At 64.0% G+C, this 22,590-nt stretch carries 24 protein-coding genes; 13 read left to right on the top strand and 11 right to left on the bottom strand.

The genetic code is table 11. From position 1 onward, the window contains the following. Positions 1-64: 64 nt before the first annotated feature. The 3 genes from SPHS8_RS13130 to rpmI all read right to left on the bottom strand — a co-directional run bounded on the left by SPHS8_RS13130 (position 65) and on the right by rpmI (position 1,425). On the bottom strand, positions 65-685 hold the full coding sequence (locus SPHS8_RS13130; protein ID WP_201515877.1) for a LysE family translocator: 621 nt from the start codon (positions 683-685) through the stop codon (positions 65-67). A gap of 160 nt (positions 686-845) precedes the next feature. Further along, entirely contained in the window at positions 846-1,208 is a 363-nt protein-coding gene (gene rplT, locus SPHS8_RS13125; protein WP_022682430.1) for a 50S ribosomal protein L20, read from the bottom strand. Positions 1,209-1,221: 13 nt separating this feature from the next. Beyond that, positions 1,222-1,425 carry a 50S ribosomal protein L35 gene (rpmI, locus tag SPHS8_RS13120; RefSeq protein ID WP_007689506.1) on the bottom strand — a complete coding sequence of 68 codons (204 nt, stop codon included), beginning with the start codon at positions 1,423-1,425 and terminating at the stop codon, positions 1,222-1,224. Positions 1,426-1,583: 158 nt separating this feature from the next. Here rpmI and SPHS8_RS13115 point away from each other — a divergent pair, with 158 nt between their 5' ends. After that, positions 1,584-3,764, top strand: coding sequence for an AsmA family protein (locus SPHS8_RS13115; protein WP_201515876.1), 2,181 nt, complete (start codon positions 1,584-1,586; stop codon positions 3,762-3,764). A 39-nt stretch (positions 3,765-3,803) separates the two neighbouring features. Further along, positions 3,804-4,334 carry an O-acetyl-ADP-ribose deacetylase gene (locus SPHS8_RS13110; protein ID WP_201515875.1) on the top strand — a complete coding sequence of 177 codons (531 nt, stop codon included), beginning with the start codon at positions 3,804-3,806 and terminating at the stop codon, positions 4,332-4,334. Between the two features lie 3 nt (positions 4,335-4,337). On the opposite strand, the gene hisN is transcribed toward SPHS8_RS13110, so the two are convergent. Beyond that, complete coding sequence (gene hisN, locus SPHS8_RS13105; protein ID WP_201515874.1) at positions 4,338-5,123, bottom strand: histidinol-phosphatase; 786 nt, start codon at positions 5,121-5,123, stop codon at positions 4,338-4,340. A 77-nt stretch (positions 5,124-5,200) separates the two neighbouring features. Here hisN and SPHS8_RS13100 point away from each other — a divergent pair, with 77 nt between their 5' ends. Both SPHS8_RS13100 and SPHS8_RS13095 read left to right on the top strand, forming a co-directional pair. After that, a complete protein-coding gene (locus SPHS8_RS13100) occupies positions 5,201-5,629 on the top strand; it encodes a VOC family protein (protein ID WP_097092573.1) in 429 nt (142 codons plus the stop codon). Positions 5,630-5,672: 43 nt separating this feature from the next. After that, the gene (locus SPHS8_RS13095; protein ID WP_443018568.1) at positions 5,673-5,918 is read left to right on the top strand and encodes a hypothetical protein; all 246 of its coding nucleotides are present in this window, start codon (positions 5,673-5,675) and stop codon (positions 5,916-5,918) included. A gap of 25 nt (positions 5,919-5,943) precedes the next feature. Here SPHS8_RS13095 and SPHS8_RS13090 read toward each other — a convergent pair whose 3' ends face one another. Further along, entirely contained in the window at positions 5,944-6,879 is a 936-nt protein-coding gene (locus tag SPHS8_RS13090) for a ribose-phosphate pyrophosphokinase (RefSeq protein WP_066525693.1), read from the bottom strand. Between the two features lie 117 nt (positions 6,880-6,996). On the opposite strand from SPHS8_RS13090, the gene SPHS8_RS13085 reads away from it, so the two are divergent. Next, a complete protein-coding gene (locus SPHS8_RS13085) occupies positions 6,997-8,652 on the top strand; it encodes an NAD+ synthase (RefSeq protein WP_201515873.1) in 1,656 nt (551 codons plus the stop codon). A gap of 4 nt (positions 8,653-8,656) precedes the next feature. Next, positions 8,657-9,982: a glutamate--tRNA ligase gene (gene gltX / locus SPHS8_RS13080; RefSeq protein ID WP_201515872.1), complete on the top strand. Its 1,326-nt coding sequence runs from the start codon at positions 8,657-8,659 to the stop codon at positions 9,980-9,982. 162 nt (positions 9,983-10,144) lie between these two features. Here the strand turns inward: gltX and SPHS8_RS13075 are convergent, their stop codons facing one another. The 4 genes from SPHS8_RS13075 to hemC form a co-directional block, all read right to left on the bottom strand. Then, positions 10,145-10,894, bottom strand: coding sequence for an esterase/lipase family protein (locus tag SPHS8_RS13075; protein ID WP_201515871.1), 750 nt, complete (start codon positions 10,892-10,894; stop codon positions 10,145-10,147). A gap of 116 nt (positions 10,895-11,010) precedes the next feature. Continuing rightward, positions 11,011-11,880: a hypothetical protein gene (locus SPHS8_RS13070; protein WP_443018569.1), complete on the bottom strand. Its 870-nt coding sequence runs from the start codon at positions 11,878-11,880 to the stop codon at positions 11,011-11,013. A 28-nt stretch (positions 11,881-11,908) separates the two neighbouring features. Then, complete coding sequence (locus SPHS8_RS13065; protein WP_201515869.1) at positions 11,909-12,577, bottom strand: uroporphyrinogen-III synthase; 669 nt, start codon at positions 12,575-12,577, stop codon at positions 11,909-11,911. Further along, positions 12,574-13,512 (bottom strand): hydroxymethylbilane synthase, encoded by a 939-nt coding sequence (gene hemC, locus SPHS8_RS13060; RefSeq protein ID WP_201515868.1) that lies wholly within the window; start codon positions 13,510-13,512, stop codon positions 12,574-12,576. The genes SPHS8_RS13065 and hemC overlap by 4 nt, the downstream gene beginning before the upstream one ends. A gap of 44 nt (positions 13,513-13,556) precedes the next feature. On the opposite strand from hemC, the gene tsaD reads away from it, so the two are divergent. Genes tsaD through SPHS8_RS13045 form a run of 3 tightly spaced genes read left to right on the top strand, consistent with a single transcriptional unit; the run spans position 13,557 to position 17,138 of the window. Beyond that, entirely contained in the window at positions 13,557-14,591 is a 1,035-nt protein-coding gene (gene tsaD / locus SPHS8_RS13055) for a tRNA (adenosine(37)-N6)-threonylcarbamoyltransferase complex transferase subunit TsaD (protein WP_201515867.1), read from the top strand. Beyond that, the gene (locus SPHS8_RS13050) at positions 14,588-15,559 is read left to right on the top strand and encodes an NAD(P)H-dependent glycerol-3-phosphate dehydrogenase (protein ID WP_201515866.1); all 972 of its coding nucleotides are present in this window, start codon (positions 14,588-14,590) and stop codon (positions 15,557-15,559) included. The genes tsaD and SPHS8_RS13050 overlap by 4 nt, the downstream gene beginning before the upstream one ends. A gap of 49 nt (positions 15,560-15,608) precedes the next feature. After that, on the top strand, positions 15,609-17,138 hold the full coding sequence (locus tag SPHS8_RS13045) for a lipopolysaccharide biosynthesis protein (protein ID WP_201515865.1): 1,530 nt from the start codon (positions 15,609-15,611) through the stop codon (positions 17,136-17,138). 69 nt (positions 17,139-17,207) lie between these two features. Here SPHS8_RS13045 and SPHS8_RS13040 read toward each other — a convergent pair whose 3' ends face one another. After that, a complete protein-coding gene (locus SPHS8_RS13040) occupies positions 17,208-18,212 on the bottom strand; it encodes an adenosine kinase (RefSeq protein ID WP_201515864.1) in 1,005 nt (334 codons plus the stop codon). A gap of 109 nt (positions 18,213-18,321) precedes the next feature. Between SPHS8_RS13040 and SPHS8_RS13035 the strand changes: the two genes are divergently transcribed. Continuing rightward, positions 18,322-18,990: an EI24 domain-containing protein gene (locus SPHS8_RS13035; protein WP_201515941.1), complete on the top strand. Its 669-nt coding sequence runs from the start codon at positions 18,322-18,324 to the stop codon at positions 18,988-18,990. Beyond that, a complete protein-coding gene (locus tag SPHS8_RS13030; protein ID WP_201515863.1) occupies positions 18,987-19,355 on the top strand; it encodes a hypothetical protein in 369 nt (122 codons plus the stop codon). Before SPHS8_RS13035 ends, SPHS8_RS13030 begins: the two co-directional genes overlap by 4 nt. Position 19,356: 1 nt before the next feature. Here the strand turns inward: SPHS8_RS13030 and queG are convergent, their stop codons facing one another. After that, positions 19,357-20,406 carry a tRNA epoxyqueuosine(34) reductase QueG gene (queG, locus tag SPHS8_RS13025; protein ID WP_201515862.1) on the bottom strand — a complete coding sequence of 350 codons (1,050 nt, stop codon included), beginning with the start codon at positions 20,404-20,406 and terminating at the stop codon, positions 19,357-19,359. A 22-nt stretch (positions 20,407-20,428) separates the two neighbouring features. Between queG and SPHS8_RS13020 the strand changes: the two genes are divergently transcribed. Together SPHS8_RS13020 and SPHS8_RS13015 are read left to right on the top strand one after the other, a co-directional pair. Beyond that, on the top strand, positions 20,429-21,391 hold the full coding sequence (locus SPHS8_RS13020) for an ABC transporter ATP-binding protein (RefSeq protein WP_201515861.1): 963 nt from the start codon (positions 20,429-20,431) through the stop codon (positions 21,389-21,391). After that, on the top strand, positions 21,388-22,584 hold the full coding sequence (locus SPHS8_RS13015) for an ABC transporter permease (protein WP_201515860.1): 1,197 nt from the start codon (positions 21,388-21,390) through the stop codon (positions 22,582-22,584). Before SPHS8_RS13020 ends, SPHS8_RS13015 begins: the two co-directional genes overlap by 4 nt. The last annotated feature ends 6 nt before the right edge of the window (positions 22,585-22,590 follow it).

The following is a 22,590-nucleotide window of genomic DNA, read 5'->3' as shown; positions in this document are numbered from 1 at the left end:
TCGTCATTCCCGCGAAGGCGAAAGTTGTGCGGGCCTTAGCCGGGCGCGAGCGCCAAGAAAAGGGTCAGGCCCGCGCGCCCAGCAGCGCCCCGCCAAATCCAATGAAGAGCAGGCCCGTTCCTCGATTGAACAGCCGCTGCCGGTTGGCCGGCTCCAGCCAGCGCTTCAGCTTCGTGCCGCCGAGCGCATAGACGCTGTACCAGAAGCTTTCGATCACCACGAAACTTGCCACCAGTATCGCCAGCTGCACCGCGAAGGGGCGGGTGGTGTCGATGAACTGCGGAAACAGCGCGGCGGCAAAGATGATGAGCTTGGGGTTGGACAGGCCCGTCAGCAACGCCGTGCCATAGAGCTTGCTGGCGCGCTGAGCCTGCCGCGCGTCAGCATCGCCGCCGCCAGTTGCCGGAGCGCGCCATGCCTTGATCCCCAGCCAGATCAAATAGGCCACGCCCGCATAGCGCAGCACATCGAACAGGCGCGGCGACGCCTTCAGCAGCGCGCCCAGACCCAGCGCGGAGGCGATGAGGCACGGCAGCACCGCGCTCATCAGCCCCGCCATGGTGACCATCGCCTTGCGCGGACCATGGGCGATGCTCTGCGTCATCACATGCAGCATGTTCGGCCCCGGCGTGGCCGAGATCAGGAAAACCGCCGTGACATAGAGCCACCAGACATGTAGGGACATGGGATCAGCCTCCTTTGCTCACCCTCGTTTGGGCTGAGCCTTTCAAAGCCGCGCGCCCTTCTACAGGCTCAGGGCGAACGGAGATTGGACTGAAAAACAAAAAGGGCGCCGGAAGCTTCTGCCCCGGCGCCCCTTGGACGATCTTTCGACCGTTCTATGCTCAGGCCGCGGGCAGCGCAGCCTTCGCCTGGGCGATGATGGCGCTGAACGCCTCGCCTTCGTGCATGGCGATATCGGCCAGGACCTTGCGGTCCAGATCGACGCCGGCCAGCTTCAGGCCGTGCATGAACTGAGAATAGGTCAGCCCTTCAGCGCGGACGCCAGCGTTGATGCGCTGGATCCACAAGCCACGGAAGGTACGCTTCTTGACCTTGCGGTCGCGATAAGCGTACTGGCCGGCCTTTTCGACAGCCTGGCGGGCGATGCGGATCGTATTCTTGCGACGGCCATAATAGCCCTTCGCCTGATCCAGAATCCTCTTATGTTTCGCCTTGGTGGTCGTACCACGTTTTACGCGTGCCATGTGCCTCTACTCCTTACTTCAGGCCGTAGGGCGCCCAGAGGCGCACGTGAGCCACGTCGGCGTCGGACATGACCGACGTGCCGCGGTTCTGGCGGATATATTTTGCGTTGTGGCTGATCAGGCGGTGACGCTTGCCAGCGACGCCGTGCTTGACCTTGCCGGAAGCGGTGAACTTGAAGCGCTTCTTCACACCGCTCTTGGTCTTGAGCTTGGGCATTTTCGTCTCCTTCTTCAGCGCGACGATTACGGACAGCCACGGCAGCCCTAGTTAGCCGGGCGGTCCTTCCAAATATCGCGAAGGGGCGCGCATAGTCGGAAGCACCTTCAAAGGCAAGGTGATTCGGACCCAAAGACGGGGATGGGCGTTCTTGCGCCATGGCCGATGCCGATCCCTTGCGGCCGGACACTCCGGCAAAAGAGGCTCCTGCGCCCGGCGGCGCGGCAGGAGGCATAGGCCATTATTGGTCCACCACACGCCAGAAATGGCGCAAGGTTCCGCTGCCCCTTCGCATCATCGCCTACATCATCGGCCTGATATTTCTGCTGTGGCTGATCCTGTTCATCACCAAGGGCCGGTTCCTCAAACATCCGTTCGAACGCTTCCTCACCAGCCGCCTGGAACGTCCGGTCAACGTTGCTGGCGACTTCCAACTTTATTTCGCGCCTATCACCATCAAGTTCCGCGCCGAGGGGATGTCGATCGCCAACACGCCTTGGGCGAGCCGCCCGCATTTCTTCTATTCCGATCTTATCGATACGCGGATCGCACCGCTCAGCCTGATCTTCGGCGACAAATATCGCGTGCGTTGGCTTGAGCTTCGCAACGCCGCCGCTGACCTTGAATGGTCGCGGGATGGCAAGAGCAATACATGGACCTTCGGTGATCCGAACAAGAAGGGAGAGCCGCTCGACCTGCCCCTCATCCGCCGAGCGCTGCTCGCGGGGACGACCTTGCGGTATCGCGACCCCCGGATGCAGTTGTCGACCGACATACGCTTCGAAACCGTGAAGGCGCAGGATACGCGCTTTGCAAGCGACATTCGCTTCTCCGGCGACGGCACGATGCGAAGCCGCCCCTTCACGCTGCGCGGAGGGCTGCTTTCACCCAACCAGACGATAACGGGCGGCAAGAACAGCCTCGCGCTCTACGCGCAGTCGGGGCCGACGATATTGGAGGTCAGCGGCACCTTGCCGGGTGCGACCGAGATTGAAGGAGCGGACCTGCGGCTGGTGACGCGCGGTCCCAATCTTGCGCTGCTGTTCGATTTCCTCGGCGTCGCCATTCCCGAAACCCGCACCTACCGCTTCACCTCCGCCCTTACGAAGCAGGACGGAGAATGGCGCTTCACTCATCTTAAGGGCCGGTTCGGAGACAGCGACCTTTCCGGCCGCATGACCGTTTCGCTGCCCAACGATCGCCTGCGCCTGAATGCGGACCTAGCTACCCGCACGCTCGACATAGTCGATGTAGGACCCTTCATCGGCTACAATCCCCAGAAGCTGGAAGCGCAGGGCGCAAGTGGCGCGATCGAGAATGTCGGCGGCAGACCCCGCATCCTCCCGGATGCGCCGCTCCGGGTAGAGGCGCTGCGCAATTTCGACGCCAATGTCCGCTATGACGTGCGTCAGGTCCGGGCGCCCAACGTGCCGATCTCCAATATCGGCCTTACGCTCGCGCTGGAGCGCAGCCTGCTGACGCTGTCGCCGCTCACCTTCGACATGTCCGGCGGGCATGTCAGTTCGGACATAGAGATAAATGCGCGGGGGAAGCCGGTGCGCACCCGCTATGATGTCCGCCTCTCGCCCACGCCCATGGGCAAGCTGCTTGGCCGCTGGGGGGTCGAGGAATCGGGCACCACCGGGATCATCAAGGCACGGGCGCAGATGACCGGCCTTGGCGATACGGTGCATGACTCGCTCAGCACCGCGAATGGCAGGATTGCCGTCATCCTGCCTGCGGGCACCATGTGGGCGCGCAATGTGCAGCTTGCCGAACTCGATGTGGGCACCTTCATCACGAAGATGTTCGAAAAGAAGCTGAAGGAGCCTGTCCAGATCAACTGCGGGCTCATCGCCTTCACCGTCCGCAACGGCATCGCTGCGGCTGATCCGATCATCATCGATACCAAGAAGAATGTCATGCTGGGGCGGGGCGGCTTCTCCTTCCGTAACGAGAGCCTTGATCTTGTTTTCCGCGCCGATGGCAAGAAGTTCAGCCTGTTTTCGGGCCAGTCGCCGGTCGGCATCAACGGCTATTTCGCAAAGCCCGGCATCGACGTCATCAGTCCTGAACTGGTGGCGCGCGGCGGCGCGGCGGCAGCGCTCGGAATCGCGGCGAGCCCGCTCGCCGCCGTGTTGGCCTTTGTCGATGTAGGTGACGCCAAGAGCGCGGCTTGCGGCCCCGTTCTGGCGGGCGCGACGGCCGCTGCTCAGCGCACTAAGGACGGCAAGCCACGAGATGATGTGGGCCGAGGCACCACGTCCAAGGAAGAGTCCGGCAAGGCCAATGCCAGGCAGGAAAAGAAGCAGAAGAAGAAGTTTCTCGGGATATTCTAGGGCAATGCGGCGAATGCGACCTACAGCGAGGGCTGCGTCATGATCTCCGGCACGTGCCGCTGGGATATCCAGACTGGCGACATCACCCGTTGTGCGACGGATGCGATCGTCAACGCCGCCAACAGCTCTCTACTTGGTGGAGGCGGGGTGGATGGCGCGATCCATCGGGCGGCAGGACCCGAACTGCTCGCAGAATGCCGCATGCTCGGCGGCTGTCCGGTAGGGGAGGCACGGATCACCCGCGGCTACAATCTGCCCGCTGCGCATGTCATCCATACTGTCGGCCCGGTGTGGCGGGGCGGGGGTGCAAGCGAAGGGGAGTTGCTCGCGAGCTGCTACAAATCATCGCTCGGACTGGCGCGCGAAAACAGCCTCCGCAGCATCGCTTTCCCCGCCATTTCCACAGGCATTTATGGCTATCCGAAAGATGAGGCGTCCAAGGTCGCGGCCCGGACGGTGCGGGAAGAACTGGCTGCCTTTCCCTTGGCCTTCGACCTCATCCTCTTCATCTGCTTCGATGATGAAAGCAGGCGCATCTATGCTGAAGCGGTAGCCGGGCTCACAGCCTGAGCGTCAATGAGCGTGATGCCCCTCCGCCAGCGCTTCCAGCACATCATCCAGCCTCGCCGCATCACCCAAGGCGATCACGCGTCCGTCGCTTTCAGCCGTGATGGGGTCGCCCGCCCAATTACACATGCGCCCGCCCGCGCCCTCCACGACAGGCACCAGCGCGGCGATGTCGTGCAGCTTCAACCCGGCCTCCACGACGATATCGACATGCCCCGAGGCGATCAGGCCGTAATTATAGCAGTCCCCACCCCACACCGTATCGCGGCACTGCCCCGCCAGCCGTGAGAAATGCTCGCCGGTGCAGCCGGGGAAATATTGCGGGCCGGTGCTGGCCAGGATGGCCTCTTCCAATGAGCGGCAGCGGCGGGTGGTGACGGCCGCGCCGTTGAAGGTCGTCGGCTGGCCCATCATGCCTGCCCAACGTTCCTTCGCGATCGGCTGGTCGATGATGCCGATGGTTGGCCAGCCTGCCTGGGTCAGCGCGATCAGCGTGCCGAATATCGGCCGTCCCGCGATAAAGCTGCGCGTGCCGTCGATCGGGTCGAGGATCCAGACGCGCTCGGCATCTTCGCGGGTTGCGCCATATTCCTCGCCGATAATGCCATCCTGCGGGCGCTCCTTTTCCAATATGGCCCGGATCGCCGCTTCGGCCGCCCGGTCGGCCTCTGTCACCGGCGACTTGTCCGACTTGAACTCCGTGTCGTATCGCGCGCGGAAGAAAGGCCGGATCGCCGCTGCGGCAGCGTCGGCCAGGCGGTGGGCAAGGGTCAGGTCGTCGCGGGTTGTCATCGCTCCCGCCTAGCCGGAAAGCGCCCGTTGCGCTAGGCTTAGCCAGCCCGCTTGACGATCGATGAAGGAGGGAAAAGATGCCCGGTTCCCCAGTGATCCCCGGCCTGCGCTATGCCGATGCCCCGGCGGCCATAAGCTTCCTGCAAGACGCCTTCGGCTTTGAACTGCACGCCTGTCATGAGGATGAGACCGATCCGCACATCATCCATCATGCGCAGCTAGTCCTGGGCGATGGCATGGTGATGCTCGGCAGCGCACGCGATGGTGAGGCGGAGTCGCTCTACAGCTGGACCACGCCGCGCGATCTGGGCGGCGTCACGACCTGCATCTATGTCGTGGTCGCGGACGCCGATGTGCACTGTCTTCATGCCCGCAATCAGGGCGCGGTGGTGGTGAACGAGCCGCATGACAATCAGGGCTATCCCGGTCGCGGCTATGAAGCGCTCGATCCGGAAGGCAATCTGTGGAGCTTCGGCACCTATGATCCTTGGAGGTCCGCCGTTTAAGCTTCGGCAACCCGCGCCGTTTATGCGTTCGTATCGGAAGGGAATGGCTGTGGCGCTGATCGGCTGGATGTTGAGTTTCGCTGCCTTGCTGGGCGCGCTAGCCTTACGGCAGGACGCGCCCATTGGGGGATCGGCCGCCCTGTCCAACATGCTCCTGCTGCTGGCGCTGCTTGCCTGCCCGATGCTTTGGCAGGGCGCGCCACTGGGCATTTCCCGCGCGCAGAGGGTCGTCGGCGGCCTGATCCTGCTATTCTGCCTGCCCATATTGTTGCTGCCGGGCGCTTCATAGAAGTCGCGCGGCGCAACTTCGCCGGTCAGTCGAACAGACTGGAGACCGAGCTTTCATCCGCGATCCGCTTGATCGCTTCGCCCAACAGCGGCGCGATCGGCAGGTGGCGAATGCTCTTGGCATTGCACACAGCGTCCGTGCCTTGGATCGAATCGGTGATCACCAGCTCCTTGAGCTCGGAAGCCTCGACGCGGGCAACCGCGCCGCCCGACAGCACGCCATGGCTGACATAGGCAACCACATCTTCCGCGCCCGCAGCCTTCAGCGCTCCGGCTGCGTTGCAAAGCGTCCCAGCCGAATCGACTATATCGTCGATCAGGACGCAGAAGCGGCCCTTCACGTCGCCGATGATGTTCATCACTTCCGATTCGCCCGCGCGCTCACGCCGCTTATCGACGATGGCCAGCGGCGCGTTGTCCAGCCGCTTGGCAAGCGCACGGGCACGTACCACGCCGCCCACGTCCGGCGACACGACCATCAGGTTCCGGTCGCCAAAACGCGCCTGGATGTCAGCCGACATGACCGGCGCGCCGAACAGGTTGTCGGTCGGAATGTCGAAAAAGCCCTGGATCTGTCCCGCATGCAGATCGACCGAAAGCACGCGGTTCGCGCCCGCCGTGGTGATGAGGTTCGCCACCAGCTTGGCTGAGATCGGGGTGCGCGGCCCGGGTTTCCGGTCCTGCCGGGCATAGCCGAAATAAGGGACGACCGCCGTGATTCGCTTGGCCGACGCGCGCTTCAGCGCATCGATCATGATTAGCAATTCCATCAGATTGTCGTTGGTCGGATAGGCCGTCGACTGAATGACGAACACATCCTCGCCCCGGACATTCTCGTGAATTTCCACGAAAACTTCCTCATCCGCGAAGCGGCGGACGCTCGCATCGGTCAGGGGGATCTCGATATAATCCGCAATGGCGGCCGCAAGCGGCTTGTTGGAATTGCCGGTCATGAGTTTCATGGCCAAACCCCTGTGACGATTGGATGACGATGCGCGAAACGCGGCCCCTTTAGCGGCGCTTGCCTTCAGTGGAAAGGCGCTTTTGCGCAGGCGGGCAAAATGGACTAGGGCGCGGCCATGACCGACAAACTCGTGATCGCCCTTGCCCAGATGACACAGAGCGTGGGCGACCTGAAGGCCAATGCGGACGCGATGCTCGAATGGCGGGCCCGCGCGGCCGGCGCCGACCTCATCGTCTTTCCCGAACTTCAGCTGATCGGCTACCCGCCCGAAGACCTGGTGCTGAAGCCCGCGTTGGTCGACCGCGCGAACCATGAGCTGGATCGCCTGGCGCAGGCGACGGCGGACGGCGGCCCAGCGATGCTGGTCGGCACGGTGGTCGCGTCGCAGGGCGTGTTGTTCAACGTCGTCGCCCTGCTGGAAGACGGCGCGGTCACCGCCATCCGGCAAAAGCGCGAGCTGCCCAATTATGGCACCTTCGATGAAAAGCGCCTCTTCGCGCCCGGCCCGCTGCCCGCGCCCATCGATTTCCGCGGCGTGAAGATCGGCGTGCCGATTTGCGAGGATATCTGGTTCCCCTTCGTCACTGCCCACCTGCGGGCGGAAGGAGCGGAAATCCTCATCAGCCCCAATGGTAGCCCGTTCGAAGTCGACAAGGACGATCGCCGCATCAACGCTGTCGCTGGCACGCGGGTGCGGGAAACCAGCCTGCCGCTCGTCTATCTCAATCGCGTGGGCGGCCAGGATGAACTGGTGTTCGATGGCGCGTCCTTCGTCATGGGCGCCGACCGCAGCATCGCTCACCAACTGCCCGATTGGGAAGAAGCGCTCGTCCTCACCCATTGGGAAAAGTGGGAAGGCCAGTGGGTCTGCATCCCCGGCGATCGGCATGAACTCGATAGCCGCCCGGCCGACATCTATAATGCGATGGTGCTCGGCCTGCGCGACTATGTGAACCGCAACGGCTTTCCCGGCGTCGTCCTGGGCCTGTCAGGCGGCATCGATTCGGCGTTATCGGCTGCCGTGGCGGTGGACGCCCTGGGACCCGATCGCGTCTGGAGCGTCATGCTGCCGTCGCGCTTCACCAGCCAGGACAGCCTGGACGATGCCGTCGAATGCGCTCGCCTGCTCGGCATCCGCTACGATACGATCCCGATCCAACCGGCCGTCGCAGCCTTCGATTCGATGTTGGCAGATTCGTTCGAAGGGCGGCAGCGCGACCTTACTGAAGAAAATCTCCAGTCCCGCATCCGTGGCGTCACGCTCATGGGCCTGTCCAACAAGTTCGGCCACATGCTGCTGACCACAGGCAACAAGAGCGAGATGTCGGTCGGTTACGCCACCATCTATGGCGACATGGCGGGCGGCTATTCGGTGTTGAAGGATGCCTACAAAACCACCGTCTTCGACCTCAGCCGCTGGCGGAACGAGAATGTCTCCTCGCTCGGCCTCGGGCCCTCTGGTCCGGTCATGCCGGAGCGCGTGATCACCAAGCCGCCAAGCGCGGAACTGCGCGAGGACCAGAAGGATGAGGACAGCCTGCCGCCCTATGAAGTGCTGGACCCGATCCTCTATGGCCTGGTCGAAGAGGAACTGTCCGTCGAACAGCTTGTTGCACGCGGCTTCGACAAGGATGTCGTCGCCCGGATCGAACGCCTCCTCTATGTCGCGGAATATAAGCGCCGCCAGTCGCCCCCGGGCGTAAAGCTCGGCATTCGCAATTTCGGGCGTGATCGCCGCTATCCGATCACCAACGCTTTCCGGACGCTTTAAGCTCATGACCGTCATCACCCGCTTCGCTCCCTCGCCTACCGGCAACCTTCATGTCGGCAATATCCGCGCCGCGCTGCACAACTGGCTTTGGGCGCGCAAAAGCGGCGGCAAGTTCCTTCTGCGCCTCGACGATACCGACCTTGAGCGGTCGCGCGCCGAATATGCCGACGCGATCAAGGCGGACCTGTCCTGGCTCGGCCTCCATTGGGACGCGGAAGAAAAGCAATCGGATCGCTTCGCCCTCTACGAAAGCCGCTTCGAGCAGTTGAAGGCGTCGGGCCATGTCTATCCGGCCTATGAAACGAGCCAGGAACTGGAACTGCGGCGCAAGGTGCTGCTCGGCCGCGGCCTTCCCCCGGTCTATGACCGCGCCGCCCTGTCGCTGACCAGCGATCAGATCGCCGCCCATGAAGCCGAAGGCCGCAAGCCCCATTGGCGCTTCAGGCTTGATCATGATCAGCCGATCCTCTGGACCGACCTCATCCGTGGCGAGCAGCGCTTCGACCCCAAGCTGCTGTCCGACCCCGTGATCCGCCGCGCCGATGGCAGTTGGCTCTACATGCTCCCGTCCGTGATCGACGATGTCGACATGGGCATAACCCATGTGCTGCGCGGTGAAGACCATGTGTCCAACACGGCGACGCAAATCCAGATGTTCACCGCTCTGGGCGCGCAACTCCCATCCTTCGCGCACGAGGCTCTGCTGACCGGCAGCGAAGGCAAGCTTTCCAAGCGGCTGGGCTCCCTCGGCGTTGCGCATTTCCGCGAAATCGGACTGGAACCAATGGCTGTCCTGTCCCTGCTCGCCCGCCTTGGCACTTCCATGCCGATCGAGCCCTTCGCCAATGTCGATCCGTTGATCGAAAGCTTCGACTTCGCGCATTTCGGCCGGGCGCCCGCGCGTTTCGATGAAGCGGAACTGGCCACGCTCAACCAGAAGATCGTCCATCTTCTACCCTATGATGCCGTGTCCGCCCGCCTGCCTGCCGGGATGGATGAAGCCGGATGGAGCGCCATCCGGCCCAATCTGGAGAATATGTCGCAAGCCGCCGATTGGTGGCGCATCGTGACTGGCCCTGTCGAAGCGCCTGCGCCTGATGAGGATGATCGCGCCTTCCTCGCCACCGCGCGCGAAATCCTGCTCGGCCTGGATTTCGGGCCTGACATCTGGCCCGCGCTCACTGGCGCGCTCAAGGAACGGACCGGTCGAAAGGGCAAGATGCTGTTCCTGCCGCTCCGCCGTGCGCTCACAGGCCTCGATCATGGCCCCGACATGGCGCAGCTCCTGCCGCTGATGGCTAAGGAGGAAGCGCTTCGGCGCTTAGGCTGACCCTGGAAAGTTGTGCTTAGATCGGCACCACCTCTCACACCGTTCGCCCTGAGCCCGTCGAAGGGCTCTAATTTTCTCAAGGAGGAGAGGGCTTCGACAAGCTCAATCTGAACGGATCAAGTGGTTCAGATTGAACATGTTTCCAAAACACAGCTGGCCAGATCAGTTGCCCAACGCCTCCAGCGCCTTGCCCACGGCCAATATGCCTTCCGGCGCAACGGCAAAGCCCATATGGGTGCAGTCCACCTCGATGGCTCTGTCGCGCTCATGGGCACGGCCCTTCGCGCATTCCGGCAGGATGACGCCATCCCGCCGCGACCATAGCGCGATGGTCGGAACCGGTGGCTTCACGTCCCGGCTGCAGGCAAAGGGCAGGCGATCGACCGGATGGCCTGCCACCACCTGATAGAGCCGCCATGCATGATTGGCGCGTGGATCGCCGGAAAAGGGCGATCCGAGGGTAATCACCCCGGCAACCTTCTCCTGTGCACATTTCGCATATTCCCGCGCAAACAGGCCGCCGAGGCTCCACCCCACCAGGGTTACGGGCGCGCCGCTCCGGCTGCGGATGGCGTCCACCCTCCGGCCGATCTGCTCCAGCGTGTCAGGACGCGGGCCAAGATTGCGCCCCATGCCCCAGCCATGGGCATGGAATCCTGCCGCCTCCAATATGGTGCGCATCGGCTCCATCCTCTGTTCGGACGCTAGCAGGCCGGGAATCAGCAGGACATGCCGCCCGTCACCCTTTATCGCGCGCGACAAGGCGGCCTTCTGCGCCCGCGTGCGGGCGAGATCGAAGGGCATGGATGCGTTGGCGATCAGATGCTGCCAGGACGGCCGACCAATCTGCCGCGCGGGCTGCGCCTCGCGCCCCTTCCACAAACCACTGATCGATCGAACATAAGGCGGCACGAGAAAATAGTCTCCATGGCCCGAAGGGCGAAAGATGACATTCTCATGACAAATGCCCAGCGCGTCCAATGGTTTCGTGCAGCCGGGGCAACGGCTCGCCGATTATGACAGTGGGTTCAGGGGGCGAGGGGAGAGGTTTGCGCGACTGGTCCGCCGTCGACGCCGCGCAACTGCCGGGGTTCCAGGATCGCTGCCGTCTCGATCAGGTCGAGCGCGCGCCGGGCCTCGATATAGCGGCGGGCGAACTGCATCCACCGGTCGGCGGCGGCTCTACCCGGCATGGCTTCGACTTCCGTCAACGCCGCGCTCACCCGCCCTGCGTCGATATAGCGCAGCGCACGCTCCATCGCGGCCTCGGGGCGGGGAGAGGGCGTGGATGACCGCCTGATGGTCAACAAAGCACGCGCCTCATGCTCGACCGAATCCCACCAGCTGCTCTGCGGCCCCGGGGTCGTCAGCTGATCCGACACGGTGGCAAGGCCAGCCCGCAGGTCGGCGAGCGTCACCGGCTCGCGCGCAGCATTGATGATGGTCGCCACCGCGCGGGGCTGGGCCTGGCCGAAGCGCAGCCTCAACTGCCCCTCGACATAGCCGAGCGGCGTCCCGCTATCGAGCGCGCGCCGCGCGGCAAAAGCGACCAGCAGCCCCTCGGCGCGGGCTGCGTTGCCTGAGGCTGCCTGAGCCTCGACCGTAATGCGGTTGAGCCGCTCTTCCAATTGTACGACCCGCCCGTCCAGCATTTGCCCGGCATCGGCCGACAGCGGACGCAGCGCGACGCCGGATCTTGGATAAGGATCAGCGGCTACGGCAGGGCGGGAGGGCGATCCAGCCCAGCGCCCCTGGAAATAGAACATCGCCGCTATCGCGATCGCCACGCCGATCACGAAAGCGAGGACCACGGCGAGGAAAGTCGTCCAGGAACCCCGCGTGCGCGCAGGAACCGGCGGGATCGCTGTCGCGCTCGCTGCGCCGCCTTCTTCGCTCATCGAGGACCTCTCTTCCATCTTGGCGGGATCATTCGCACAATCGCGCCGCGAGGGCCAGCATCCTCTCATCATCGGGCAATTCAGGCGCCTGACCGCTCGACCAGCCCAGCCCGCAAGCGGTAAGCGCCGCTGGACTGATGGCGATCACATGCAGGCTGGCGCGCCGCTCCGGCCCGATCAGTTCCGCGAGCCTACTCCCGGCGCGAGGCGAATGAACCAGCAGTATGGCGCCGGGCTCCAAATGGGGATCGATCTCTGCGTCCGGCCGCCCTCCGATCGTGTAAACCGCCACCCGATCGATCGTCAGCGGCCCGGAATCGATCCGGGCAAGGGTCGTTCCGCCAAGGTGCAGGACGTGGGCGTGCCCGTCAGCCGCGATGCGCGCGGCAATCGCGCTGCCATCCCGGTCGCCCTCCGTAACATGCTCGAATCCCTGTTCTTCCATGGCGCGGGCCGTGGCGTGCCCGACCGCATAGGCGGGCAGCCGTCTGTATCGGGAAAGCAGCGGCCCGCCGAGCCGCGCTGCCTGCGCGCTGGTCATGAGCAGCGCGTCGAACCGCTCGGCTGGCGGTGCGTCCCAGCTGATCGGCCGCGCTTCGAACAGGGGGCACAGGCGGGGGATAAGGCCGAACTTCATCGCCCGCGCAGCCGTCTCCCTCGCCCCCGGCTCCGGCCGCAGGATGATGACGGGCTTCACGCTTCGAACAGCGCGCGCAGTTCTGCGCTTGCTCGCTCCAGCAGCGATCGTCCCAGCGCTTCGGCGGCGGCGCTGTCGCCTCGGCTGATGATCCTCACATCCTCGACCCGCTCGCGGCCATCGGGACTCAATATCTCCGCTGCAAGACGAATGCCGCCATCCTCCAAACGGCCCAAGGCTGCGATCGGCGAATGGCATGTGCCGCCAAGACCCTTGAGAACCGCGCGCTCCGCCGTCACGCAATCGAACGTATCGACGTCGTTTATCCCGGCGAGCAAGGCTCGCATCTCCGCATTGCCGCTCAGCGTCTCGATCCCCACCGCCCCCTGCGATGGCGCTGGCAACATGACGTCAAGCGGAATGCATGCTCCAACGTCCGGCTGCCCCAGCCGGTCGAGCCCGGCCGCTGCAAGCAGGGTCGCGTGCACCTCTCCGGCAGCAAGCTTCGCCAGCCGCGTGGCGACATTGCCCCTGAACAGCACGACCTGCGCGTCCGGGCGCAGCCGCTTCACCTGCGCCGCCCGCCGTGGGGAACTCGACCCCACCACCGGATTGTCCGGCAAGGCCTCGAAACTCTCCGCCCCGACCAGCCGATCCCGCACATCCGCCCGCGGCAGCATCGCCGCGATCGTGATTTCCGCAGGCCGTATAGTCTCCACATCCTTCATGGAATGAACGGCGAAATCGATTTGCCCTTCGATCAGCGCGCGGTCCAGTTCCTTGGTCCACAGCGCCTTTCCGCCGATTTCGGCTAGCGCTCTGTCCTGAATCCGGTCGCCGCTTGTCTGCACGACGACAGTCGCGATCACGTCCGCATCCCACCCATGTCGCGCGCGCAGCGCCTCGGCCGTCATGCGTGCCTGCGCCAGCGCCAATGGCGAACCTCGCGTACCAAGGCGCAGCGGACGATCAGGCGTGTAGGATGGCGATGTCATATGCCGCTTGCTCTAATATCCGTGGGCATTAGATGGAAGCGGCAATGACGATCATCCTTGGCCTGGAATCAAGCTGCGACGAAACTGCGGCAGCGCTGGTGACGGCCGAGGGCAAAATCCTCGCGCACCGGCTGGCGACGCAGGAAGAGGCGCATCGCCCCTATGGCGGCGTGGTGCCGGAAATCGCCGCCCGCGCGCATGTCGAGGCGCTTGCTCCCTTGATCGAAGCCGCGCTCGCTGACGCCGGACTGACGCTGGAGCAGGTGGACGTGATCGCCGCCACGGCGGGACCGGGTTTGATCGGCGGCGTGATGGTCGGATTGGTGACGGGCAAGGCGCTCGCCCATGCGGTGAACAAGCCGCTGGTCGCCGTCAATCATCTGGAGGGCCACGCCCTGTCGCCCCGCCTCGCTGATCCGGCGCTGCAATTCCCATATCTGCTGCTGCTGGTATCTGGCGGGCATTGCCAACTGCTCCATGTTCGCGGACCAGGAGAATATTCCAGGCTGGCGACGACGATCGATGACGCCAGCGGAGAGGCCTTCGACAAGACTGCGAAACTGCTTGGCCTCGGCTATCCGGGTGGACCGGCGGTCGAACGCGCGGCATCCAGCGGCAACCCGCAAGCCGTACCTCTTCCGCGCCCCCTGGTCGGAACGGCCGAGCCGCATTTCTCCTTCGCTGGCCTGAAGAGCGCCGTAATGCGCGCGGCTCAATCGGGCCAATATGCAACCGAGGACATCGCAGCGAGCTTTCAGCAGGCGGTAATAGATTGCCTAGTCGATCGGACGGAAAAGCAGCTCGCTACGCTTAAAGGGATAACCGCCCTCGTCGTCGCGGGAGGGGTCGCTGCCAACCAGTCGATCCGCGCAGCGCTCCAAGCGCTCGCCGCTCGGCATGATCTTCCCTTTGTCGCGCCGCCGCTCTGGCTTTGCACGGACAATGCGGCGATGATCGCCTGGGCGGGGGCGGAGCGCCATGCAGCGGGGCTAGTCGATGATCTTACCGTTCCAGCCCGGCCGCGCTGGCCGCTGGATCCGGATGCGGAGAAAGCGCGCGGGGCAGGAGTGAAGGCATGAAGGCGGGCGTTATCGGAGCGGGCGCTTGGGGCACGGCGCTGGCGCAGACCCTTGCTTCCCAGGGGGAGCATGTTCGCTTGTGGGCGCTTGAGCCGGACGTGGTCAGCGCGGTCAATGAAGACCATCTCAATCCGCTTTATCTGCCGAACATTCCTCTCAGCCCGACCGTGGACGCCACCGGTGATATGGCGGATATGGCGGATCGCGACCTGCTGCTCATCGTCTGCCCAGCTCAGCACCTGCGTACCATCGTAACCGGACTGCCTGCCGGTCTTCCGCTCGTCCTCTGCTCCAAGGGTATCGAAGCGGGCAGCGGCCTGCTGATGTCGGAGGTCGCCAGGCAGGCCCAGCCTCGCTCGCCGATCGGCGTCTTGTCCGGCCCGACCTTCGCGCATGAAGTCGCGCGGGGACTGCCTACCGCCATCACCCTCGCGTGCGAAGATGCAGAACTGGCCGATCGCATTGCGGCGCGTGTCGCGCGCCCCGCCTTCCGCCCCTATGTGTCGGACGACGTCGTAGGCGCGGAAATCGGCGGAGCTGTCAAGAATGTGCTCGCCATCGCGTGCGGCGTCGCGGAAGGCGCTGGCCTTGGGCTCAACGCCCGCGCCTCGCTGATCAGCCGTGGGTTTGCCGAAATGACCCGGTTCGGGCTTGCTCGGGGGGCGCGGGTTGAAACTCTTTCGGGCTTGTCGGGCCTGGGCGACCTGGTTCTCACCTGCTCGTCGACTAATTCGCGCAATTTCTCCCTGGGGAAGGGGCTGGGCGAAGGGAAGCCGGCAGGGGAGCTTCTTGCCAATCGCCGCACAGTCGCCGAAGGCGCTTTCACCGCGCCGGTGCTGCGCGAAGCGGCCCGTGCGGCATCCGTCGAAATGCCGGTGGTGGAAGCTGTCTGTGCCCTGCTCGAAGATGTGGCCCCCTTGGGCGCAGTCATCGACGCGCTCCTCGCCCGTCCGTTGCGGCCGGAATAAATCCGTCGCTCTCCGATCATTTATTGTTTACCATCCGGCACCAGAAAATATGACGCGACAGGGGGACCCTCTTTCTTTGCCGGCTGAGCAAAATCCCTCCGCGCAACAGGATGATATCGCGGCGCTTGCCAAAGGCGGCCGGACAAATGTGCTCGGCTTTCTCCTGCGGCTGGCTGCGCGCCTTCCCTTTCTGTTCATCGCAGGCCGCTGGTACGGTGCGGATGCGCTTGGCCGCTTCGCCTATGCCGTGCTGGTCGTCGAATTCGTCGCCCAGCTTGCAACGCTTGGGCTGAAGCGCGGCCTGGCTGGCGCATTGGCGCAGACCGAGCGCCCGCATAGCCATGTGGTGACCGACGCGATGCTCGTCACGCTGATTGCCGCCGCGATCGGCAGCGGCATATTGGTCGCATTTCCCCAAGCCATGTTCCCCAACAGCGGCATCAATGGCCTGGACCGTCTGCTGGCACTCATCGTCATCGCGGTCGCCGGATCGGATGTCGCGCTGGCCGCTTGTGCCTATCGGTTCGATATTGGGGCGACGGTTCGGGCCAGGTCCATCATAGAACCCTGGGCGATCAGCATCGGTGCCTTCGCTTTCGCCTTCTACTCGACGCGCGACGGCCTGATCCTGTCCTACGTCGTCTCCATGGTCGCCGCGCTGGTCGCGTCCATCATCCCCATGACCCGCCACTATGGCATTCCCTTCGGCTGGCGTCCGGACTTCGGCAGGTTGTGGAGGCTGGCGCGGCGCAACCTGCCGCTCGCTGCTGCCGATGGCGTGGAGTGGGGGTCGCGCCGCCTTGACCTTGCGATCCTGGGCCTGTTCGTCAGCCCAGCCATCGTCGGCGTCTATTATGTCGCGCAGCAGGTCGCATCCTTGCCGCAAAAGCTGAAGACCAGCTTCGATCCCATCCTGGGGCCCGTCATCACGCGGAATCTTGCCGAAGGCAATCTGACCGCCATTGCGCGGCAGGTCAGCCAGGTAGGCTTCTGGATCATTGCGGCGCAGGCGGGCATTGCCCTCGCGCTTGGTATTCCGGGCGAGGCCGTGATGGGCCTGGTCGGCCCGCATTTCGTCGGCGGCACCGGGGCGCTCGCCTTTCTCCTGCTCGCCGAAGTCGTCGCGGCGACCGCGGTGGTCAGCGAGTCCGCGCTCGTCTACATCGCTCGCCATCGCAATCTGATGATTTCGTTGGTCATGATCGGATTGCAGGCTGCGCTCAGTTTCGGCCTGATAGCCTTGGCGCGGCGCTTTGAACTCCCGGTCATGGCGATAGCAGCTGCACCCGCCTTGGCGCTGACCATCGCGCTCGGGGTGGGGGCGCTCGTAAAAGCGCGCTTGCTATCGCACCTTTTGAAGGCGCGGGTGAATGCATGGCGCTGGCCGCTGCTCAGCGCGTGCGGCGTCGCCTGCATCGTCGGCGCCGCTTTCGTCGCCTTGCCACCGGCGCTGGAATGGGTGGAGCTTGTCTTTGGCGTGGCGACGATCCTGGTCGTCTACAGCCTGGTCATATGGCGGTGGGGCTTCGGCCCGGACGATCGTGCCCTGTTCCGGCGGCAGAAAGCCGTTCAAGCCTAGCCAAGGCTGGGCCGTCATTGTCTCTGCAATCAGGAACGGCCGCACGCGCTCAGTGTCGGTCCGGCCTTCTTACCTTGCAAGTGCCGCCCGGATCAGTTTCAGGTCCTGCTCCGGCCGCGCGCCCCAATGGGAAATGACCTCGGCCGCGGCAGCAGCGCCCAACTCCAGGCAATGATGCACGTCCAACCCCTCGACATGCCCGGCCAGGAAGCCCGCAGCGAACAGGTCGCCCGCGCCCGTCGTATCGATGATCTGTGCAACGGGCGCTGCCGGAACTTCATAACGGACACCGTCTACGACAGCGACTGCGCCATTTTCGCTCCGGGTGGAAACCAGCACTGGAACCCGGCCAGAGACAGCGGCGACCGCCTTGTCGAAATCGTCAATCTGCGCCAGCGACTGGATTTCGCTTTCGTTGGAAAACAGGATGTCGACCAAGCCCTGATCGATAAGCTGCACGAAATCATCCCGATGCCGTTCGATGACGAAGCCGTCCGACAGCGTGAAGGCGACCTTGCGTCCGGCGTCCTTGGCGGCATCGATGGCGGCGCGCATGGCAGCCCGCGGCTGCTCGGGGTCCCACAGATAGCCTTCCAGATAGAGGATCGATGCGGATCGGATCAGATCAAGGTCAAGGGCGGATTCCGGCAGGAACTGTGACGCACCGAGGAAAGTGTTCATCGTGCGCTGCGCGTCTGGCGTGACCAGGATCAGGCAGCGAGCCGTGGGCACGTCCCCCTTCACCGCTGGCGTGTCGTAGCGAATGCCGAGCGCTCGCACATCATGGGTGAAAACCGCGCCCAGCTGGTCGTCGCAGACCTGCCCGATAAAGGCGCAGCGCTTGCCAAGGGCTGCAAGCCCGGCAAGCGTGTTCGCGGCCGATCCCCCGCTGATTTCCTTAGCCGCCCCCATATTGGCGTAAAGCGTTTCGGCAGTCGCCGCATCGATCAACTGCATGCCGCCCTTCGCCAGCGCATGTTCGGCCAGGAATGCGTCGTCGCTAGGAGCAAGCACGTCGACGATGGCATTGCCGATCGCGACAACATCTAGCGAGGGAGCAGCAGCAGTGGTCACGCGAAATCCTTATCAGAAGGCTGTGAAATCGCGCCGTGTCTATCCGGCCCGGCTGCCGCGCGCAATGTTGCAGATTGACCGGACAGGCGCGGCGGGGAATAGCGTCATCATGGTGATCGCCGCTGCCTTTCGCGCCTTCCCCGCGATCTTTCATCCAGCAGCCTTGCGCCTCCTTGCAAAGACGCTGGCCTTGACGCTGATCATTTTCGCCGTGGCCGCTCTGGCGCTCTGGGCGCTGATACATGCCGCGCGGCAATATCTCGGATGGGGCGGGGGCGGCTTTGCCGAAGCTGCGGCAACCGCATTGGTCGTCATTGCCCTTGCCTGGTTGCTCTTCCGGACGATCGCCATGGCGATCATGAACCTGTTCGCCGATGATATCGTCATTGCGGTGGAGCAGGACAGCTATCCCGCCGCCGCAGCTTCGGCTCGTCCCTTGGGCTTTGCGCGCAGCGTCCGGCTGGCTCTTCGCTCGGCCGGGCGGTCGGCGGGCTGGAACCTGCTCGCGCTCCCTCTTTATCTGATCCTTCTGATAACCGGTATCGGGACGATCCTGCTTTTCCTCATACTCAATGCCTATCTCTTGGGTCGCGACCTCAGCGAGATGGTGGAGCAGCGGCATGCCGGGCTTGTCACAATGTCTGGCGGCAGCCGATGGCTTCTAGGCCTCGTTTCGGCGCTTCTGTTCCTCATCCCCTTCATCAACCTGCTTGCACCGGTTTGGAGCGCGGCTATGGCGGTACACATGCTGCACGGTGTCCGGAGCAAGTCTTCATGAAAGCCCCTCATCCTGTCTTCTGCGCCTTGCTGGCCCTGTCTCTGTCGGCCTGTGGTGGCTCTATCGTGCCGCCTTCACCGGCTGGACGGTCACCTTCGGGTCCGCCCGCCAGCGCCTTCATGAAATCAGGTCCGCTCATGGGCATGGACGCGCGCCACCTCGTCCAGCAATTCGGCACGCCCCGTCTGGACATCAGGGAAAGCAGCATGCGCAAACTTCAGTTCGCGAATGGCCGCTGCGTGCTTGACGCCTATCTCTACATCCCTGCTCGCGGCAAGGAGCCGGTCGTCACCCATGTCGATGCACGGACGCCGGCTGGGGCCGATATGGATGCTGGCGCCTGTGCTTCAGCTCTCCACCGTTAGGTCACAGCGCCGATAACCGCTCCACGGCCCAGGCGGCCGCTTCCGCCACGACGGGATCGTCGTCGGTCAGCAAAGGACGCAAAGGTGTCAACAGCTTCGGATCACCACTATTTCCTGCTGCTATCGCGGCGTTGCGCACCATCCGGTTGCGTCCGATTCGCTTGATGGGCGATCCCGAGAAGACTTCCCTGAACCCCGCATCGTCCAACGCCAGCAGGTCGCCAAGTTCAGGCGCGGCCAGTTCTGCCCGGCCGATGAACGCCCGATTGGCGGCGGCCGCGTCGGCGAACTTGTTCCACGGGCATACTGCCAGACAATCGTCGCAGCCATAGATGCGATTGCCGATCTTGTCGCGAAACTCCCGTGGGATTGGCCCCTTGTGCTCGATGGTGAGGTAAGAGATGCAGCGGCGCGCGTCGACGACATAGGGCGCAGGAAACGCATCGGTAGGGCAGGCCGACTGGCAAGCGGTACAACTGCCGCAATGGTCCGTTTCCGGCAGGTCGGGCTCCAAGGCAATCTCGCTGTAGATCGCGCCCAGGAACAGCCAGCTGCCATGGTCGCGGCTGACAAGATTGCTGTGCTTTCCCTGCCAACCCAGCCCCGCCGCCGCCGCGAGCGGCTTTTCCATCACCGGCGCGGTATCGACGAAGACCTTCAGCGCGCTTGCCTGCTCTTCGACCAGCCAGCGGGCAAGGCTCTTCAGCCCCTTCTTCACCACATCATGATAGTCGCGCCCCTGCGCATAGACCGAAATCCGTCCACGGTCGCCCTCATCGGCCAGCGCCAGCGGATCGCGCGCGGGGGCATAGCTCATCCCCAGCATGATGACGCTGCGCACGTCGGGCCACAGCGCTTGCGGCGAGCTTCGCTGCTCGGCGCGCTCCTCCATCCACAGCATCTCGCCATGGCACCCATCGTCCAGCCATTGCCGCAGCCGCCGTCCCGCCTCGGGTGCAGCGTCCGCGCGCGCGATGGCGCATGCGGCAAAGCCCAGCCGCCGCGCCTGCGCCTTCAGGCGCTGTTCCAAGGATTCGGTTTGCGTTGGCATGCTGTGCGACTATCAGGAGGGAATGATCCGTAACAATCCGGCTCCTTCTTCGGCCTATGCCGTCGAAGGCCATGCTCTTGTCAAGACTTTCGGCAAATTCCGGGCAGTCGATGGCATCGACATCGCCGTTCCAGCCGGGTCGATCTATGGCATCCTGGGGCCGAACGGGGCGGGCAAGACGACCTTGCTGCGCACCCTGCTCGGCATCATCGATCCTGATGAAGGCCATCGTAGATTGCTGGGCGACGACGTCCCGCTGCGCCAGGCACGCGCTATTGGCTATTTGCCCGAGGAGCGCGGCCTTTACCCGTCCATGAAGGCAGCGGAGGCGATCGCCTTCATGGGTGCCTTGCGCGGGCTGCCGATCAAGGTTGGGCGGGAACGCGCCCGGGCGATGCTCACCGAGCATGGCATGGGCACGTCTGTCGACAAGCCGATCCGCCAATTGTCGAAAGGCATGGCCCAAACCGTTCAGCTTTTCGGGACGATTGTTCATGAGCCCAAGCTGATCGTTCTGGACGAACCATTTTCCGGCCTGGACGCGATCAACCAGGGCAAGCTGGAAACGCTGATCCGTGATCAGGCACGGCGCGGCGTCACCATCCTCTTCTCCACCCATGTCATCGCGCATGCCGAACGGCTTTGCGAACGCATCGCGATCGTGGCTGGTGGGCAGATCCGGTTCGAGGGATCGGTGAGCGAGGCGCGCGACAAGCTTCGTCCGCAAGTCCGCCTGCGAACGCGCGCGAGCGATGGCAGTTGGCGCCGCGCACTCCCGGCCGAGACATTGGCGGCCGATGGCGCCTGGCATTTCGATCTGCCGGACGAGGGGATCGAACCGCTGCTGCGCGCCCTGCTCGACGGACAGGCAGGCATTGAGAGCCTTTCGATCGAGCGGCCGGGACTGCATGACGCATTCGTTTCCATTGCGGGCGCAGCCGCGGCCCGGCAGATGCAGGATGCGGAAGAGGAGCTGGCTGGATGAGCCAGATCCTGCGCGCCGCCCTGGTGATTGCCCGCCGCGATTTTTCCGCCGTGATCTTTTCCAAAACCTTCATCCTTTTCCTGCTCGGTCCCCTATTCCCGGTGGTGATCGGCATGGCGTTCGGTGGGCTGGGTGAAAAGATCACGACGGAAAGCCTGCGTCCGACCGTCGGCCTGGCCATGGCGGCCGATGACGCCGCGCGGATGGAACATGCGCACGACATGCTGGCCGTGCGCGTTGGGGCGGCCAACATCCCCCGCCTGCAACGCGCTCCCCCAAGTGACCCTCGCTCTTTGCTCACGCGGCCGGACACGCGCTTCATCGCCATTGTTTCAGGTACGATCGACAAACCCGTGCTGACAGGAAAGGCCGGCGACCTGGCCATGCTGGAGGGTGATATAAACCTGCTTGCCAGCGCCGCCGTCGCCGGCGAGCAATTGCCTCATGTGCGGGTCGAAAAGCAGCTGGTGACGGCGAGCGCTGGCGCGGAAGCGCAGTCCCGCCTGCTGACCGGCCGTGCTGCCCAAGTGCTCATTTTCCTGCTGACCATGTTGCTGGCCGGCATGGTCCTGTCGAATCTTGTCGAGGAAAAGACCAACAAGGTGATCGAGATCCTGGCCGCCGCCGTTCCGATCGACTCTGTGTTCCTCGGCAAGCTCATCGCGATGCTTGGGATGAGCTTCGTCGGCATCGCTTTCTGGGGAGCAGGTGTCGTGTTCGGCGTCAGGATCTTTGCAGGCCCGGATATCGCGCCGCCCACTCCCGCAGTTGGATGGCCTATTTTCCTGTTGCTTGGCGGTATCTACTTCACCATGGCCTATGCGCTTCTTGGCTCCCTGTTCCTGGGGATTGGCGCGCAGGCCGCCACAGTGCGCGAAGTGCAGACTCTCAACATGCCGGTCACCATGGCGCAGATGGGCGTGTTCTTCTTCGCCACCTATGCCGTCGATCATATGGGATCAGCGCCTGAAATCGCCGCGATCCTCTTTCCCTTTTCCTCACCCTTCGCGATGATCGCGCGGGCGGCGCAGGATGCAGCCCTTTGGCCCCATGTCGTTGCGATCATCTGGCAGGCGATCTGGGTGGCTGCTATCATTCGGCTGGGCGTCTGGTTGTTCCGGCGGCATGTCCTGAAATCGGGGCAGGGTAGCAGCAGGAAATTGTTCAGGCGCCGCTCAGCCCCGGCAAGTTAGGACAGA

Origin of the sequence: Sphingobium sp. S6, assembly GCF_905120495.1 — a bacterium.
Lineage (GTDB): Bacteria > Pseudomonadota > Alphaproteobacteria > Sphingomonadales > Sphingomonadaceae > Sphingobium > Sphingobium agri.
The sequence above is the reverse complement of the archived record's forward strand: the minus strand, read 5'-3'. Positions and strand labels throughout refer to the sequence as shown.